At 67.4% G+C, this 16,396-nt stretch carries 14 protein-coding genes, 4 tRNA genes and 1 pseudogene; 12 read left to right on the top strand and 7 right to left on the bottom strand.

The genetic code is table 11. From position 1 onward, the window contains the following. The 4 genes and pseudogenes from BM287_RS08695 to BM287_RS08680 all read left to right on the top strand — a co-directional run. A partial coding sequence (locus BM287_RS08695) for an ATP-binding protein (RefSeq protein ID WP_170857485.1) occupies nt 1-193 on the top strand: 193 nt, incomplete at its 5' end. A 948-nt stretch (nt 194-1,141) separates the two neighbouring features. Next, nucleotides 1,142-1,537: pseudogene (locus BM287_RS08690) on the top strand (DDE-type integrase/transposase/recombinase); the annotation flags it as partial. A 154-nt stretch (nt 1,538-1,691) separates the two neighbouring features. Continuing rightward, the gene (locus BM287_RS08685; RefSeq protein ID WP_139230636.1) at nt 1,692-2,258 is read left to right on the top strand and encodes a P-loop nucleotide/nucleoside kinase family protein; all 567 of its coding nucleotides are present in this window, start codon (nt 1,692-1,694) and stop codon (nt 2,256-2,258) included. Nucleotides 2,259-2,279: 21 nt separating this feature from the next. After that, the gene (locus BM287_RS08680; RefSeq protein ID WP_090037827.1) at nt 2,280-2,909 is read left to right on the top strand and encodes a nucleotidyltransferase domain-containing protein; all 630 of its coding nucleotides are present in this window, start codon (nt 2,280-2,282) and stop codon (nt 2,907-2,909) included. Nucleotides 2,910-3,281: 372 nt separating this feature from the next. Here the strand turns inward: BM287_RS08680 and BM287_RS08675 are convergent. Beyond that, nucleotides 3,282-3,357: transfer RNA gene (locus tag BM287_RS08675), tRNA-Val, on the bottom strand. Between the two features lie 168 nt (nt 3,358-3,525). Between BM287_RS08675 and BM287_RS08670 the strand changes: the two genes are divergently transcribed. The 3 genes from BM287_RS08670 to BM287_RS08660 all read left to right on the top strand — a co-directional run bounded on the left by BM287_RS08670 (nt 3,526) and on the right by BM287_RS08660 (nt 3,835). Then, nucleotides 3,526-3,598, top strand: a tRNA-Gly gene (locus BM287_RS08670). A gap of 68 nt (nt 3,599-3,666) precedes the next feature. Beyond that, nucleotides 3,667-3,737 (top strand) — tRNA-Cys (locus BM287_RS08665). Nucleotides 3,738-3,763: 26 nt separating this feature from the next. Next, nucleotides 3,764-3,835 (top strand) — tRNA-Val (locus BM287_RS08660). 71 nt (nt 3,836-3,906) lie between these two features. Here the strand turns inward: BM287_RS08660 and BM287_RS08655 are convergent. From BM287_RS08655 to BM287_RS08640, 4 genes are all read right to left on the bottom strand, one after another. After that, nucleotides 3,907-5,205, bottom strand: coding sequence for a type II toxin-antitoxin system HipA family toxin (locus BM287_RS08655; protein ID WP_090037831.1), 1,299 nt, complete (start codon nt 5,203-5,205; stop codon nt 3,907-3,909). After that, nucleotides 5,202-5,498 carry a helix-turn-helix domain-containing protein gene (locus tag BM287_RS08650; RefSeq protein ID WP_090037834.1) on the bottom strand — a complete coding sequence of 99 codons (297 nt, stop codon included), beginning with the start codon at nt 5,496-5,498 and terminating at the stop codon, nt 5,202-5,204. Before BM287_RS08650 ends, BM287_RS08655 begins: the two co-directional genes overlap by 4 nt. 121 nt (nt 5,499-5,619) lie before the next feature. Next, nucleotides 5,620-6,186 carry a molybdenum cofactor guanylyltransferase gene (locus BM287_RS08645; protein ID WP_090037837.1) on the bottom strand — a complete coding sequence of 189 codons (567 nt, stop codon included), beginning with the start codon at nt 6,184-6,186 and terminating at the stop codon, nt 5,620-5,622. Continuing rightward, nucleotides 6,179-7,438: a molybdopterin molybdotransferase MoeA gene (locus BM287_RS08640; RefSeq protein ID WP_090037840.1), complete on the bottom strand. Its 1,260-nt coding sequence runs from the start codon at nt 7,436-7,438 to the stop codon at nt 6,179-6,181. The genes BM287_RS08645 and BM287_RS08640 overlap by 8 nt, the downstream gene beginning before the upstream one ends. 108 nt (nt 7,439-7,546) lie before the next feature. On the opposite strand from BM287_RS08640, the gene fdhD reads away from it, so the two are divergent. Further along, the gene (gene fdhD / locus BM287_RS08635; RefSeq protein WP_090037844.1) at nt 7,547-8,410 is read left to right on the top strand and encodes a formate dehydrogenase accessory sulfurtransferase FdhD; all 864 of its coding nucleotides are present in this window, start codon (nt 7,547-7,549) and stop codon (nt 8,408-8,410) included. After that, entirely contained in the window at nt 8,410-10,704 is a 2,295-nt protein-coding gene (locus BM287_RS08630) for an FdhF/YdeP family oxidoreductase (RefSeq protein WP_090037848.1), read from the top strand. Before fdhD ends, BM287_RS08630 begins: the two co-directional genes overlap by 1 nt. 27 nt (nt 10,705-10,731) lie before the next feature. On the opposite strand, the gene BM287_RS08625 is transcribed toward BM287_RS08630, so the two are convergent. Continuing rightward, complete coding sequence (locus BM287_RS08625) at nt 10,732-12,702, bottom strand: cell wall-binding repeat-containing protein (RefSeq protein WP_170857483.1); 1,971 nt, start codon at nt 12,700-12,702, stop codon at nt 10,732-10,734. Here BM287_RS08625 and BM287_RS17815 point away from each other — a divergent pair. Continuing rightward, nucleotides 12,701-12,901: a hypothetical protein gene (locus BM287_RS17815; RefSeq protein WP_170857482.1), complete on the top strand. Its 201-nt coding sequence runs from the start codon at nt 12,701-12,703 to the stop codon at nt 12,899-12,901. The two genes, BM287_RS08625 and BM287_RS17815, sit on opposite strands and share 2 nt — an antisense overlap. Nucleotides 12,902-13,105: 204 nt before the next feature. Here the strand turns inward: BM287_RS17815 and BM287_RS08620 are convergent, their stop codons facing one another. Further along, nucleotides 13,106-13,642: a DUF2127 domain-containing protein gene (locus BM287_RS08620; protein WP_170857481.1), complete on the bottom strand. Its 537-nt coding sequence runs from the start codon at nt 13,640-13,642 to the stop codon at nt 13,106-13,108. Nucleotides 13,643-13,733: 91 nt separating this feature from the next. Here BM287_RS08620 and thrS point away from each other — a divergent pair, with 91 nt between their 5' ends. Beyond that, the gene (thrS, locus tag BM287_RS08615) at nt 13,734-15,716 is read left to right on the top strand and encodes a threonine--tRNA ligase (RefSeq protein ID WP_090037860.1); all 1,983 of its coding nucleotides are present in this window, start codon (nt 13,734-13,736) and stop codon (nt 15,714-15,716) included. Continuing rightward, nucleotides 15,704-16,318 (top strand): HIT family protein, encoded by a 615-nt coding sequence (locus BM287_RS08610; protein WP_090037865.1) that lies wholly within the window; start codon nt 15,704-15,706, stop codon nt 16,316-16,318. The genes thrS and BM287_RS08610 overlap by 13 nt, the downstream gene beginning before the upstream one ends. The last annotated feature ends 78 nt before the right edge of the window (nt 16,319-16,396 follow it).

The following is a 16,396-nucleotide window of genomic DNA, read 5'->3' as shown; positions in this document are numbered from 1 at the left end:
CGCCTACGAGAAACGATCGATCGCGATCAGCTCGAACCTGCACCCCTCCGGGTTCGACGAGCTCATGCCCAAGACCCTCGCGACCGCGACCGTCGACCGGCTCCTCCACCACGCCCACCTCACGCAGACCACCGGCGAGTCCGTCCGCCTCGCCCAAGCCCTCGCCGGCACGGGGGTGACCCCCATGCCCTAACCGAGACCGCTCACGCGGCCAGGGCCACCACAACCCGATGGGCAGAACTCCTGGCCGCGAACGGGCACTTCCACTGGCCACCAGCGGGCACTTCTGCTGGCCGCCGATGGGCAATTTCTGGTGGCCGTTGACATCGATGACCACTTAGCACCGCGGGACTCAATTTCGAGTGATACTCCGGCCTTCGCCATTCGCTTGCAGTGCGTCCGCTCAGGCATCCCCTCAGCGGGCGGTGTGCCATAGTTCAGTTCTGGGCCCAAATTCTGCGATTGGAAGCTCTAACCTTGGCCCGTGCGCCAAACCGAGTCAGACCGACGATGTGCACCAAACCGTGGGGTGCCAACGGCACGGAAAGCAACGATCGCGGCGCTTACTTTGGCTTTGGCCTTGAGCATGTCCGCATGCATCCAAGTTGACAACGGCATCACCTTGCCAAAAGAGACGCTGCCTCCTTGCCCGACAAGGCCGCCTCCCGCAACGCGTGTACAAGACTTAGGTCACCAGTCCTGTGATCTCACTGGCGGAACGCTGATTTTCCCCGACGGATACACCCTCGTTGTACCGCCATCTGGCGCAGTGACCTCTGACGATGTCTGCCACGCTAAACCGGATCCCGATCCGAGCGGCAAAACCGTCTGTACCGGAACGTATTATGCCGGAAACCTGGCGGGGTGGGGCACCGTCGCCTGGTTCAAGAGCGGCGATGGGAAACACACAACCTACGGGGAACGCCAATCGCCGTGAGAAAGGAAAAGGCGCTCAAGTAGGGCGCTACCGTCAGCGTTTGGCTGTGAGCGACGAGCGATCCGGGGGACCAGTTGAGTCCCCCGCAGTGGATGCTGCTATTGCTGTCAAGTGGCCTGTTTGGTTTCGAGGTGAGTGAGTATGAGGTTGGCGTGTTGTTCGAGTTCGGGGTCGGCGCGGGTGCCGATCTCGAGTCGTCGTAGCCGCGACGTCCACTCCGACCGGATCGTGGGCTATTCGATCAGCGACCGGATGACCGCGAAACTCGGCGTCCACGCGCTCCCTAACGCCGTCACACGGCGCCGTGAGGTCGCCGGGTGCATCCTGCACGCCGACAGAGGCAGCCAGTTTCGAAGCCGCGCCCCGGCCAGCGAACTCCGCCGCCACGACATGGTCGGATCGATGGGCAGAGTCGGCGCCGCCGGAGACAACGCCGCCGTGGAGAGCTTCTGGTTCCTCGTTCAAACGAACGTGCTCAAGCAGCAACGGTGGACGACCCGGCAGGAACTGCGCCTCGTGATCGTCGTCTGGATCGAGAGGAAGTATCACCGGCAGCGAGCCCAGGACGCTCTCTGCGGATTGACGCCAATCGAGTTCGAAGCGAAGCTAACCGAACAGCCGCTCTCCCTCGCGGGCAAAACCATACCTGTCACCGATCCCTACTTCACGCCCATGCGCCGGGTACGCTCTACGCCATGTGTGTACGTTTCGCGATGCACGAAGAAGTGAATGCGGCGATTATGGAATTCGTCGAGTGGACCGGTACAACGCCGGAACTCATCGAGCCGGTCTTGTAGGGCTAGGAGAAGCGTTGGCCGAGGTCCTAGTGCTGCACGGTTCTCCGGGCTCGGGCAAGAGCACCCTCGCCCGGGGCCTGGCTCTAGCGCTTAGCGCCGCCGATGTGGCCTGGGGCGTCATCGACCTGGACGAGTTGAGTCTCGTGCATCCCTATCCCGGTAAGGGATTCGCACGAGACAACCTCCGGGCGATCTGGCCGAACTACGTCGCCACCATTCCCCACATCAAGCTGATAATCCCGATGGTCTTCGACAACGAGCAGGAAGTCGAACTCGTCCGCGCGGCACTCCCTGGCGCACGGCTGATCATCGTCGAGACGACAGCACCCGTCGCCGTCCTGAAGAAGCGAGTAACCGACCGGGAGCCGACAGAGGACGTAGCAGCAGGAACACGCACGTGGATCGACCTCTACCACGCCCGGTCGGATCACGAACGGATCCGACACTTCCAAGTGACGACCCATCCCGCGAGGGTCGATGAATCCGTCCGCGAGATCCTCAACCTGACGGGCTGGCTCAGTTAGCCTCCGCCCTACGATGACAGCGTGCTCGATCACGAAGAGATTGTTCGCCTGTACGGTCCTTGGCGGAGCCGGACTCCGCAGGACGCGGCGGCTCTGCTCGCCGTTTATGGTGGCCAGTGGTGGATCGCCGGAGGCTGGGCGATCGACGCGTTCGTGGGATCGTCTCGTGAGCACGGCGATCTCGACCTCGGAATCCCGCGCGGATCGCTCGAAGGGTTCATCGATTTCGTCTCTCCCGGTCTAGACGTCTGGGCGGCAGCTGGGAGTCTCACCTCTCTGTTCGGCGGCTCCGCGCCGCAACTGCCCGAAAGTGTCGGCAACTTGTGGCTGCGGGCGAGCGGGGCCGATCCCTGGGAGTACGACGTGATGCTTGAGGCCGTGGAGGGTGGTACCTGGACATTCAAGCGAGATGCGCGCATTACCCGGCCGCTTATCGACTGTCTCTGGGAGCACCACGGTTTCACGTACCTCCGTCCGGAGATACAGCTGCTCTTGAAGGCGAAGGACCTTCGGCCGAAGGATGACTTCGATTTCGAGCGCTGCCTTCCGATACTCGAGGCGAGCAACCTTGCCTGGTTGGCCGGTGCGCTCGTAGCTGCGCATCCTGACCATCCGTGGATAGAACGCATCACTCGACAAAGCCGGAGCTGACGGCGGTCCACCTCTAGCACTAACAACGATGCCAGCGCCATTCTCATCGACGACGTACGAGCGCGAGCACTATCGTTGCCAACCCTGCGAGGAAGAACACGACAGACGCCGTTAAGAGCACCCAATCGAGGACCTGGCTTGACCCTGTGCGTCCCACGGTTCGTGACCCAGTCGCTGCGCGAACTGACCGCCGGCAAGAGAAGCGACGATACCCATCTTTTGGGTTCTGGGCCGTATCCGGATGGCGGTAACGTCCGCCTCGATCCCAACTGTCGGCAAGGTGTTGGATTTTCCGTTGGACTTTTCGGTTCTGAGCCGAGATCCGCTCCGCCTGAAACGAAGAAAACCCCCGGCTGACCGAGGGTTTTACTGTGGTGGGCGATACCAGACTCGAACTGATGACCTCTTCCGTGTGAAGGAAGCGCGCTACCAACTGCGCCAATCGCCCGTGCATCCGCGAGCGGCTGCGAGATTCGATACTAGCCGACTCCGGGCCGTCGATGCACATCGGCACAGGCACTCCAGGCGACACACCCGGAGGGCGTAACCGGTTTTGTCTTGTCCCGCCGGATCGGATAGAGTCTTCCACGTGCCGCAGGGAACTGCGGGATGGAATGCGGATGTAGCGCAGTTGGTAGCGCATCACCTTGCCAAGGTGAGGGTCGCGAGTTCGAATCTCGTCATCCGCTCGAGTCGGCCCGGTCCTCGGATCGGGCCTCTCAGGTACGGTGCGGGTTTTTTCCGTGTTGTGGCGTTCGGTGGATTGGCCGAGAGGCGAGGCAGCGGCCTGCAAAGCCGTATACACGGGTTCGAATCCCGTATCCACCTCGGTCCTGGGCTTTGCGCTCAGGTTCGGGCGATTGGCGCAGCGGTAGCGCGCTTCCCTGACACGGAAGAGGTCACTGGTTCGATCCCAGTATCGCCCACAGAGAGAAACCCCCGGGGAGACCGGGGGTTTCGTCGTTTCCGCGGTGGTCTAACCTCCGGTGAGTGGCGACTACTTCGCTCTGGTCGATCGGGCGATGGTCGGCTGGGCGGTCGCCGCGTCGAGGAGCGTGCGAATTCCGGCGTCGAGGCTCTGCTCGAAGCGGCTGAGTTCGGCGTTCCTGACGCCGTTACGTGTGGCGGCGACGCGCCATCCAGCGATCACTTCCGCGGTCCGCCTCAGCTCCGCGGCGACCTCGTCGGAACTGAGGCGGCACGCGCGCCCCGCGACGCGGAGCCCCTCGGCCTCGTCGGCGGCCGACTCAGCACCGGCGATGGTGGTCTGCCGGCCGTCGGGGTCGGGATTCGAGTTGATGTCGAAGGCCGGCGACAGGGTCCATCCAGCGCGGCCTCGGAGGAAACCGTGGTTGCGCAAGTGGTCGTCGGTGTTGTTCAGGCCGACGCTGACGGCGATACGGCGGAACAGCTGCCTGGCGTCGTCCTTCGGACTGGCGCTGACCTCCTGGAGGCGGTCGGCGATGTCGAGGTAGTCCGCGCTCTCGCCGTCACGGTGCTGCAGGAGGGTCATCGCGCTGATGTATCCGACGCGGCCGGGCTCGGCAGCGTCTGCCCGTGTTATGCGGTCGAAGCGATCGAGCAGAAGAACGTGCCGGCCGTCAATGCGCACGAGCCGATGCGGGGGAGTTGTGACTCCGGCCAAAGCGGCAAGGTCGAGGGCTGTGGCCTCCCAGGCCATGACGTCCCACGCGTCCTCGTGGTGAGGAAACTTCGCGATCAGCTGCATGCCGTCGTCTCCGCGTACAGCCGCTTTCGGGCGGGCGCCTCCGAGGGAGCCGGTCCCGGCGTCCAGGAGTGCCTTGACGGCCTCGAAGTCGTCGCCGTCACGTGCCGCGGTATCCGCAGCGCGCAGAAGCTCGGGCAGTCGGACGAGTCTCGGGACGTGGTGCCCGGGGTCGACGAAGCGGGATCGGTCGTTCGGCCGGAATCGGAGTGCGCCCTGCCGGGTGATGTCGCTGACTCCCGTCAGGAAGTCGACGTCGTCGAGCTGCTGTGGGCGGCGTTCCTCCGTGCGGGCGACGGCGCGCTCGCGCTTGGAGATGAGGTTGCGTCCCCACCGGTCCGGCGCAGAGTCGGCGAAGGCCCCGGGGAGGCCCTGCGCGTACTGAGTACCCGTGACGAGTTGCAGCGCCGGATCGATCGCGTAGGCCTCCGGGTGCGCGAGGTAGCTCTGGTCGTACTGGAAAGTCGTCGAGGTGAGGGCGCCGCGGCCGCGGTGGAATTGGGCGTGGCCGACGAATACCGTGGAACCGCCGAGCTCGAGGTGCACCTCGAGTGCGTCGTAATGGGTCACCGCACGCGCTCCCGGTTGAGGAGCGCCGCGCGGGCGCGCCCGAGGTCCGTGCTCAGCGGGTCGAGAGCGCCGGCGAGAGTATCGAGGATGCCGAGAGAGCGCGCGACCTTCAGGACCACATGGAAACCGACGGTGGGGTCGCCGTGCTCGAGCTTGCGCAGGGTGTCACGGGTGATGTCTGCGCGCTCGGCGACCTGCTGGGTGGTGAGGCCGAGGATCTTGCGCCAGCCCGCAAAGTCGTCGCCGATCTGCTTGGCGGCGTGGACGACCTTGGCTGGTTGCTCGCTTGTCATAACCGCCCCTTCGCCGACCTTTAGTGACGAGCATACCAGGCCATAAGGCTATTAATGAACAGTTTGGTCGCCATTACTTCGGCGATCATGAGCGAAATGATCTGCGTAGGCCGGACCGGGCTCACTCCGTTACGGTATCGAGGTCGCGCGGTTCGTCCACGTCCGCGACCACGTCGGCGCTGACGCGGACGACAGGGAGGCCGAGCCGCCCGATGAGCGCGCGCACCGGTGTCCCTGCGACCCCGCCAGTCGCCTCAAGCTGCGCCAGCCGGTTCCGCAGGGCGGGGAGCGGGACGCGCGCGAGGAGCCACTGGATGTTGCCGGCCTCGTCCGCGAGCACTCCCAGCGGCATACCGTGAAGGGCCGCGATCGCGTCGGCCGGCCGTGCGAGGTCCGCCGAGACGATGAGCGCCTCGCGCGTGCCTTCCGGCAGGGCGGCGACCCCGGCTGCGATCCCCGCACACGGGCCACCCCACCGCGGATACTCGGACACGCGCACGGCGTCCCGGGGGAGAGCGTGATCGGCGGCCGAGACGATGACCACCGTCCGGCACTCGCTCAGGGCTTCGATCGTCCGGAGAAGGAGAGTCCGGCCGGCCACCTGCGCCTGCAGCTTGTCGCTCCCGAACCGCGTCGAGCGGCCGCCCGCGACGACGATGGCGGCCTCCACCGGGACACGCTCAGCCACGCCGGCTCTCCACCGTCACGGGCCCCGGACCAGCGAGCTGCGTGTCGAAGCCCGACCAGGGCAACGCCATACTGTCAGCGGTGTCGCCCTCGCGTAGCCCCTCCTCCGGCACCACGAGGATGCCGCTGGCGCCGGCGAGCCCGCGCAGCATCGCGGCCCCGTGCCACGCCGTCACCGTCGCCCGGCCATCCACCCAGGTGAACGGTGCGAGCGTCGTCGCGCCGTCGCGCCCCGTCGTCGCGGCGGCGACCACCGCCCTGAGCTGGTCGGACGGCCGACCCGCCAACCCAGCGAGCAGGGGCTCGACCACCGTGAGTGCGCCCAGCATCGCCGCGAGCGGGTTCCCCGGAAGAGCCGCGACGAACCGGCCGTCCGGCAGCACGGCCAGCGTGGTGGGGCCTCCCGGACGCATCGCAATGCCGTCCACCAGAATCCGGGCATCGAGCATGCGGAGGGCATCGCGGACATGGTCCGTGGGCGAGGTACCGGTACCGCCGGTGGAGACGACCAGGGGAGCGTCGACCTCGTCGAGAGCGCGCGCGGTCCCCTCCACGTCATCGCCCACGCGGGTCGCTCCTGTCACGGTGCCGCCGAGCATGCGGATGAAGGCCGGCAGCTGGACGCCGAAGCTGTCCCGCACGCGTCCGGGACCCGGGATGCCCGCGGTCACGACCTCGTCGCCGGTGAGCACCAGCCCGACACGGGGCACGGCGCGCACCGCGAGCTCATCGCGTCCGGTGGCGGCGGCGAGTGCGACGTGTGCCGGGTTGAGCAGCGTGTCGGAGGCGATGATGCGCTCGCCGCGCGCAGCCTCCATCCCCGCCGGCCGGATGTGCTGGCCCGGTCGCGGCTCGTGTGCGACGGTCGAGCGGAGGACGCCGTCGGCGACCGAACCGCTCTCGCTGCGGAGTACCGCGGTCGCGCCGGCCGGCACGAGCGCCCCGGTCACGATGGGGCGTGCGAAGCCCCGAGCGGGGAGGCCGTCCCCGAACCGTTCGACGACGTGACCCTCCAGCTTCCACGGTCCATCGCCCACCACCAGCCAGCCGTCCATCGCCGCCGAGGCGAAATGGGGGAGATCGATGTCGGTGAGCAGGTCGTCTGCCAGGTGGCGTCCGACAGCGTCCGCGAGCGCCACGGTCTCCTCCGGCAGCAGAGCAGCGGTCCCAGCCGCCAGTGCGATCGCCCGGGCGTCGTGCCAGGCAGGTCTCGCCGCCCGTCTGTCGTGTCTCTTCGCGGCCGTGGTACTCATCGCTTTCGAGTATGGCCCGCGCCGGGCGGATCGTTCCCGTCGAAGTCGATGCGCTTCCTCGGCGGATTCGAGTAGGACCGGCCGCGAGCGCTGTGATAAGCCTGCTGTATGAGCAGGAGGACGGCGCGAAGACGCATCACGAGGATCGAAGTCGGCGGGGCCGAGTCCCACCGCGAGGACCTCCTCGCCGTCGAAGAGCCGCTCGAGATCCGGCTCGGTGGAACGCCGCTGTCGATCACGATGCGTACGCCCGGGCACGACTTCGACCTGGCCGCCGGTTTCCTCGTCTCCGAGGGAGTTGTCGCCCACGACGAGGAACTCCTCGCCATCCGCTACTGCGCCGGGCTCCCGGCTGAGGGCGAGAACACGTACAACGTGCTGGATGTCACCCTCGCCCCCGGGGTCGCGCGTCCCGTCCTGGGCCTCGATCGCAACTTCTACATGACCAGTTCGTGCGGACTGTGCGGCAAGGCGAGCATCGACGCGGTGCGTACCCGGTCCCACCACCCGGTGGCAGCGGACCCGGTGACCGTTTCCGACGAGTTCCTGAGCGCCCTGCCGGATCGGCTCCGCGCCGGGCAGGCCGTGTTCGACCAGACGGGCGGCCTGCATGCGGCCGCGCTGTTCGACGCCGCCACCGGAGAGCTGCTGGTGCTGCGCGAGGATGTCGGCCGGCACAATGCCGTGGACAAGGTCGTCGGCTGGGGGCTGAAAGAAGGACGGCTCCCGCTGAGCGGGACCGTCCTGATGGTGTCCGGTCGTGCGAGCTTCGAGTTGGTGCAGAAGGCGTCGATGGCGGGAATCCCCGTGCTGGCGGCGGTGTCGGCGCCGTCGTCCCTGGCCGTCGATCTCGGGCAGGAGCTGGGGCTGACCGTCATCGGATTCCTGCGCGGGAACTCGATGATCGTCTACTCGGGGAAAGAGCGCGTCGTCGCTGCGGGGAAGACCCGGAAACAGGAGGAACTGGTCTGATGCATGACAGGGACGTGAACCCCGGGACCGACTACCCCGACCTGCAGGTCGGCCGCAACAAGGACTGGGCCGTCGGAGTGCCCGCGATCCTGCATTCGATGGAGCCGGCCATCGCCGAGATGGGTCCGCTGCGAACCGCGAAGCTGATGACGGCGATCAACCAGAAGAACGGCTTCGACTGCATGAGCTGCGCCTGGCCGGACCCGGGCGAGCGCAACCTCCTGGAGTTCTGCGAGAACGGTGCGAAGGCTGTCACCTGGGAGGCGACGCCGGTCACGGTCCCGACGAGCTTCTGGGCCGAGAACTCGCTGACCAGCCTGCTGGACAAGTCGGAGTACTGGCTCGGGATGCAGGGTCGCCTCGTCGAGCCCGTCTACAAGCAGGCCGGCTCGGATCATTACGAACCGATCGGCTGGGACCGGGCATTCACGGTGATCGCCGATCGCCTCACCTCCCTCGACTCGCCGGACCGCGCCGCGTTCTACACCTCTGGCCGCACCGCCAACGAGACGGCGTTCGTCTATCAGCTGTTCGCCCGCGCATTCGGGACCAACAACCTCCCCGATTGCTCCAACATGTGCCACGAGTCGACCGGCACGGCGTTGAGCGAGACGATCGGCATCGGCAAGTCGACGATCGCCTACGACGACTTCGGCAAAGCCGAGCTGATCATCGTGATGGGGCAGAATCCGGGCACGAACCATCCGCGCATGCTCACCGCTCTGGAGGAGGCGAAACGGAACGGCGCCACGATCGTCGCCGTGAACCCGCTTCCGGAGGCGGGCCTGATCCGCTACAAGAACCCGCAGAAGGCACGCGGCATCATCGGCAAAGGCACCCAGATCGCCGATCACTTCTTCCAGATCCGCTCCGGCGGCGACATGGCACTGCTGCAAGCGGTGTCGAAGCGGGTGCTGCAGGCCGAGGACCGCGCGCCCGGGACCGTGCTCGACAACGAGTTCCTCGCCGAGCACACCCTGGGTCTCGAAGCGTTCCGCGAGCACATCGCCGCGCTCGACGACGCCACCGTGCTGGAGGCCACCGGCCTCACTCTCGACCAGGTGGACCTGCTGGCGGACCTCTACGTGCGTTCCGACCGCACGATCATCACATGGGCGATGGGTCTGACGCAGCAGAAGAATGCGGTTGCGACCCTCAAGGAGCTGATCACCCTCCTCCTGCTGCGCGGCAACATCGGCAAGCCCGGTGCGGGCGCCTCTCCGATCCGCGGTCACAGCAATGTGCAGGGCGACCGGACGATGGGGATCTGGGAGCGGATGCCCGACAGCTTCCTCGACGCCGTTCAGCGCGAGTTCGGCTTCGATCCGCCCCGCACGCACGGCTTCGACTCCCTGCAGACGATCACCGGTCTGCAGCGCGGCGAGATCGATGTCTTCTTCGCGATGGGAGGCAACTTCGTCGCGGCGATCTCCGACACCGCTGCCGCGGAGGCGGCCATGCGGGGCGCTGGACTGACGGTGCAGGTGTCGACCAAGCTCAACCGTTCGCACGTCGTCACCGGGGAGGAGGCGCTGATCCTGCCGACGCTCGGCCGCACCGAGGTGGACCTCCAGAAGGGCGGTCCGCAGTTCCTCTCGGTGGAGGACAGCGTCTGCGCTGTGCACGCCACCCACGGCGCGGTGCCCCCGGTCGCGCCCGGCCTGCTCTCGGAGGTGGCCATCGTCTGCCGGTTGGCGCGGGCGACGCTCGGCGACCGGTACGGGATCGACTGGGCCGGATTCGAGGACGAGTACGACGTGATCCGCGACCACATCAGCCGGGTCGTGCCGGGCTTCGAGGCATTCAATGCCGACGTCCGCCGGAAGGGCGGCTTCGTCCTGCCGAACGGCCCCCGCGACGCGCGCCGCTTCGACACCGCAACCGGCAAGGCGATGATCACCGTCAACGAACTGGAGCACCTCGAGCGGCCGGAAGGCCGGCTGATCCTGCAGACGCTGCGCTCTCATGACCAGTTCAACACGACGATCTACAGCCTCAACGACCGCTACCGCGGCATCACGAAGGGCCGCGACGTGATCTTCGTCAACCCGGACGATCTCGCGGAACTCCGGCTCGCCGACGGTCAGCGGGTGAACGTCATCAGCGAGTGGCACGACGAGCCGGACCGCGTCCTCCCGAACTACCGGATCGTGTCCTACCCGACGGCACGGGGATGCGCGGCGGCGTACTACCCCGAAGCGAACGTCCTCGTGCCGCTGAAAAGCGCTGCCACCGGGAGCAACACCCCGGTGTCGAAGGCCGTCATCGTGCGCTTGGAGGCCGTGGAGCAGTGAACGCGTGACCGCGCCCGTCCGCTCCGATCAGTAGCAGACCTGCAGGCCCTCGATGTCGGAGCTCAGCACGTCCGTGCCGCCGGTGATGTTCGTCGCCGTCGTGGCGAGGCGGACCATCTGGTCCCCGATGACGCGGGGCACGCAGCCGGCGCGCACCAGGAGCAACGGGCGGGATGCGGAGCCCGCTGCAGCGGAGGCGACGAGGGCGTCCTGCCAGGTGATTCCGGAGGCCAGGTACACGGTCCCTGCGCCGTTCGCGGGGTAACCGGAGGCGGCCAGCAGCGCGCTGGTGGCGAACCGGTCGGATCCGCCGATGCGGGTGACCGTCGACCCCTGGCTCTGGGGCTGCACCGACCAGACGTCGCCGACCACGTCCGAGCCGCCGATGAGCGTGAGCGAGTGCACCGACTTGCCGGTCAGATAGGCCTGGGTCGCCGGGTCGATGGTCGCGCCGTTGACGAGCAGCAGCGGGCTGTTCTTCTTGGCGGCCACGGGCGCGGCCGACAGCGCGTCCGCAAAGCTGTTCGCAGCCGCGATGAAGGCAGCAGTGGCGTTCGGGAAGGCGTAGGCCGCGATCTGCCGTGACGTGTCGTAGCGATCGACGCCGCCGATGCGGGTCACCGGTGCCACGGCCTGCAGCTGCGTGAGGGCGTCGTCGGTGATCGCGCTGGTCCCGCCGACGACGATGATCTTCGCCGGCTTCAATCGCTGGATCTCGGCCAGCACGTTCGGCGGGACGGTGCCGGGCATCGTCAGAAGGACGGGCCCGTGCTGAGCGCCGGCGGCTGGAGCGGCGGAGAGCGCGTCAGGGAAGTCCAGACCCGAAGCGACGTAGACCACGGGGACACCCGGGGTCGGGAATGCCTGCTGCGAGACCTGGACGGACGTGGCGAAGCGGTCGGACCCCGCCAAGCGGGTCGCCGCGGGCGCGGTGGCGATCGCCGCCGAGATGAAGGCCGTCTTGCAGCCGAGCGAGGCGTTGCCGGCGCTGTCGCCCGGCAGGGCCAGCGCGGTGATGCACGCCCCGTACTGTCCGTAGCCGCTCCACGGCGCCTGCACGGCGAAGCCGTGTGCCGCGCCGGCGGACGGATAGACGTTGCCGACATCGGGCCTGCTGGCGTTTGCGGTGACGGTCGTCGTGGTGATCCCCGCCGGCGTGTTCCAGGTGATCTGCACCTGGCTGGAGGCCGCCAGGTTGGTCAAGTCGATCGCCCAGCCGGTCACAGTGAACGGCGCCCCGGAGGTCACGGTCGCCGTGTCATAGGACCCGATCGGCGGGTGGCTCTGCGCCCCGTACGCGAAGGCCTGGAGCTGGGCCCAGGTGCCGTTGAAGATGTCCTGGTCACCGGCGAAGACTCCGGCGTCGGCGTACTGCCACATGGTCCAGTTCAACCAGCTCGCGGGCAGCGCACCCGGGGTGGTCGTTCCGTACCGTGCCACGAAGAGCGGGTACGCGCCGAAAGTGTTGTCGGAGCCGGTGCACTGGTTCCACCAGTTGGTCGTGGAGTAGATCGCGGGCGGGATCCCGGTCAGCGCCTTCATCGTGTGGACGAAGTCGGCGATCCACGCCGACATGGCTGCCGTCGACATGCCCCAGCAGGTGGAGCTGGGTCCGTACTCGATGTCGAGCAGTGGCGGAAGGGTCCGTCCATCCGGCGCCCAGTTGCCGCCGTGCGCGTAGAAGTACCGCGCTTGGCTGGCGCCGTCCTGGCCCAGATCCGTGCTCGGGTCCGCGAAGTGGTAAGCGCCACGGATCATCCCGACGCTCGTCGCACCCGTCCACTGCGACGGGAAATGGGAGCTGACGTAATCCGTGCCCTCGGTGGACTTGATGTAGACGAATCTCGCGCCGTTGGACCACATCGCGTTCCAGTCGACGGTCGGCTGCCAGCCGCTCACATCCATACCGAGCGTTCCTCCGACGCCGAGCGCTGCCTCCGGGCTGAGCGCATACGGGGAGACGGCAGGACCTTCCGCGGCGGCCACCGTCGATCCCATGGCGTGGTCGCCTGCGGCATTCATCTGCGCGAGCGAGGGATCCGCGTCCGCGGTCGACGGCGACGGGGACGGAGTGGGCGTGGACGAGGAGGATGCGGGAGGCGCGGACGGCGACGGCGTGGGTGACGCCTGCGGCGTTGCGGCCGCAGCCGGCGCCGTGGTGGCCGACGGGGCCGGAACCGATGGCGTCGCACCCTGAGCCGGCGTCGCCTGCAGGAGCGACAAGACGAGCGCACCGGCCGTGAGGTAACCGATTCTCATGAGGGACATCCGCTTCTTTGTGAGGAGGTGAGGTGTCCGTCGGTCGGGTCCGTCGGAGTGCGATTCGGGGAGGGTAGGGCTCGATCAGTCTAGGGTTCCGCGTGCCGGAGCGCACGACCCTCAGTGGGGTGACACGCGCGTTCTACTCGGCCTCGGGCGCGTCAGAGGCCTGCGGCCTCTCCGCGGATGCGCGGGTGGCCGCGGGATTGTGATGTCTTCGCACGCGATACTCGCGCACGGTCAGCACGACGATGAAGATGTCGAATGCGGTCAAAGCGGCCAGAGCCCAGGTGAAGTGCACGATCAGCTCATACCCCTGGTAGCCGATGAAGGCGACGAGGAAGGCGATCAGCCACGGGTAGGCCCAGAGCCTGTTGCGGAGGACGGCGACGACCAGGACCACCTTCACGATCCCGTGGGCCAGGAGGTAGATCGCGCCGAAGAGGGTCGCCGAGACGCTCACGGTGCTGGTGTAGTGGACGAGTGCGTTCGCGATGGGGTCGTTGGGATCCTCGTGGAGCTCGTGCCGGGTGAGCGCCCGCGTCACGGCCGCGATCTGGGCCGGCGTCACGACGAGGAGCGCCGCTCCGGCGATCAGCTCGACCGCACCGTCCAGTCCTTTGAGCACCAGGCTGACGAAGAAGGTGCGATCCAGGAGGCTCCGGCGTTTCGCGCTCACCCCCTCCACGGTACGCGCGACCCGGGCGGGCGGCGGGGTCCGGCTAGAGTTGGAGGGTTCCCAACAACCCTCAGATCCTAGGAGTGGACAGGTGGCCGACGGCTTCGAGCTCTTCACCGACCGTTCCGTTGTCGCGATGCGCGTCAACGGCGAGCTGAAGGACCTCGCGACCACCGTCACGACGACCGACGAGGTGGAGCCGGTGACCATCGACTCGCCGGACGGCCTCAGCATCCTGCGTCACTCCACGGCCCACGTGCTGGCGCAGGCCGTCCAGTCCGTGAACCCGGAGGCGAAGCTCGGCATCGGTCCGCCCATCACGGACGGCTTCTACTACGACTTCGACGTCGTCGAGGCGTTCACTCCCGAGGACCTGAAGTCCCTCGAAAAGGAGATGTCGCGCATCGTCCGGGCGGGCCAGCGGTTCGTCCGTCGCGTCGTCACGGACGAGGAGGCCCGCGCCGAGCTCGCCGGCGAGCCGTACAAGCTCGAACTCATCGGGCTGAAGGGCGGAGCGCAGCACGGCGACACGGCGGCGTTCGACGAGAGCGAGTCCGTCGAGGTGGGGTCCGGTGAGCTGACCATCTACGACAACGTCGACCCGAAGTCGGGCGAGACCGTCTGGAAGGACCTCTGCCGCGGCCCGCACCTCCCGAACACCCGGATGATCGGAAACGGCTGGGCGCTCACCCGCGTGGCCGCGGCGTACTGGCGCGGCAACGAGAAGAACAAGCAGCTGCAGCGCGTCTACGGGACGGCGTGGCCCAGCAAGGACGAGCTGCGCGCCTACCAGACGCGGATGGAGGAGGCCGCCAAGCGCGACCACCGCAAGCTCGGCGCAGAGCTCGACCTGTTCAGCTTCCCGGAGGAGATCGGCTCCGGACTGGCGGTGTTCCATCCCAAGGGCGGGATCATCCGCAACGAGATCGAGAACTTCATGCGCGAGCGGCTGATCGCGAACGACTACGAGCTGGTCAACACGCCGCACATCACGAAGGCGCACCTGTACGAGATCAGCCAGCACCTCAACTGGTACAAGGACGGCATGTTCCCGCCCATGCACCTCGATGAGGAGCGGGATGCGGACGGCAACATCACCCGGCAGGGGCAGGACTACTACCTCAAGCCGATGAACTGCCCGATGCACAACCTGATCTTCCGCGCGCGCGGTCGCAGCTACCGCGAGCTGCCGCTGCGGCTGGCCGAGTTCGGGACGGTGTACCGGTACGAGAAGTCGGGCACACTGGCCGGGCTGACCCGTGTCCGCGGCCTCACCCAGGACGACGCGCACATCTACGTGACCGACGAGCAGATCAAGGACGAGGTCGCCCGCCAGCTGGAGTTCGTGCTCGAGACCCTGCGCGGCTACGGCCTCAGCGACTTCTACCTGGAGCTCTCCACCAAGGATCCGGACAAGTACGTCGGAAGCGACGAGAGCTGGGAGACCGCGACCGAGACGCTGCGCGAGGTCGCGATCGAATCCGGGCTCGAACTCGTCGACGACCCGGGCGGGGCCGCGTTCTACGGGCCGAAGATCTCCGTGCAGGCCCGGGATGCGATCGGACGCACCTGGCAGCTGTCCACGGTCCAGCTGGACTTCAACCAGCCGGAGCTGTTCGAGCTGGAGTACAACGCGGCCGACGGCACGCGGAAGCAGCCGGCGATGATCCACCGTGCCCTGCTCGGCTCGATCGAGCGGTTCTTCGCCATCCTGCTGGAGCACTACGCGGGCGCCTTCCCGGTCTGGCTGTCGCCGGTCCAGGTGGTGGGCATCCCGGTGGCCGACCAGTACGCGCCGTTCCTCGACGACGTGATCTCGCGGCTCCGCGCCCGGGGCGTGCGGGCGGAAGTGGACCATTCCGACGACCGGATGCAGAAGAAGATCCGCACGCACACCAAGGCCAGGGTGCCCTTCCAGCTCATCGTCGGCGAGGAGGACGCGTCCGCCGGGACGGTCAGCTTCCGCTTCCGGGATGGTACCCAGCGCAACGGGGTGACCGTGGATGAGGCGATCGAGCGGATCGTGGAGAGCATCCGGTCGCACGAGCTGGTCGACACGGCATGGCACGACTGAACCTCGGGTCCTACGACGCGAGCCCCGGCGAGGGCGCGGACGACACCGCGCCCGCCGCCGGGGAGCCGGTGCGTGTGGACGACCCGTCGTACCTCGTCGGCGTGCCCGACGAGTTCCAGCGGTTGTGGACTCCGCACCGGATGGTGTACATCCAGAACGGCGCGCAGCCCACGAAGGACGACTGCCCGTTCTGTCTCGCCCCCAGCCTGAGCGACGAGGAGGCGCTGATCGTCGCGCGGGGGACGCACGCCTACGCTCTGCTCAATCTGTTCCCCTACAACAGCGGGCACCTGCTGGTGTGCCCTTACCGCCACATCGCCCTTTACGACGAGGCAACGCCGGACGAGGTCGCCGAGATCGGCAGCCTGACCCAGACGGCGATGCGCGTCATCCGCGAGGTGTCGAAGAACGACGGGTTCAACCTCGGGATGAATCAGGGCGTGATCGCCGGAGCCGGCGTCGCCGCGCACCTGCACCAGCACGTCGTCCCGCGCTGGGCGCAGGATGCGAACTTCCTGCCGATCATCGCGAAGACGAAGGCCCTGCCCCAGCTCCTCGGCGAGGTCCGCGCGACGATCGCCGCCGCCTGGCCGCAGGAGTAGCTCCCGGCGACATTCGTGACGAATGTGCGCTTGGGCGGGGTTGGGGGCGACATTCGTGACGAATGTGCACTCTGGCGG

The sequence above is a fragment of the Leifsonia sp. CL147 genome (assembly GCF_900114565.1).
Taxonomy (GTDB): Bacteria; Actinomycetota; Actinomycetes; order Actinomycetales; family Microbacteriaceae; genus Leifsonia.
The sequence above is the reverse complement of the archived record's forward strand: the minus strand, read 5'-3'. Positions and strand labels throughout refer to the sequence as shown.

Excerpts from the sequence above, each read along its gene's own strand:
- BM287_RS08630 (WP_090037848.1), top strand. The coding sequence starts at position 8,410 with ATGCATGACAGGGACGTGAACCCCGGGACCGACTACCCCGACCTGCAG.
- BM287_RS08610 (WP_090037865.1), top strand. The coding sequence starts at position 15,704 with ATGGCACGACTGAACCTCGGGTCCTACGACGCGAGCCCCGGCGAGGGC.
- fdhD (WP_090037844.1), top strand. The coding sequence starts at position 7,547 with ATGAGCAGGAGGACGGCGCGAAGACGCATCACGAGGATCGAAGTCGGC.
- BM287_RS08640 (WP_090037840.1), bottom strand. The coding sequence starts at position 7,438 with ATGAGTACCACGGCCGCGAAGAGACACGACAGACGGGCGGCGAGACCT.
- BM287_RS17815 (WP_170857482.1), top strand. The coding sequence starts at position 12,701 with ATGGCGTGGTCGCCTGCGGCATTCATCTGCGCGAGCGAGGGATCCGCG.
- BM287_RS08650 (WP_090037834.1), bottom strand. The coding sequence starts at position 5,498 with ATGACAAGCGAGCAACCAGCCAAGGTCGTCCACGCCGCCAAGCAGATC.
- BM287_RS08625 (WP_170857483.1), bottom strand. The coding sequence starts at position 12,702 with ATGGGATCGACGGTGGCCGCCGCGGAAGGTCCTGCCGTCTCCCCGTAT.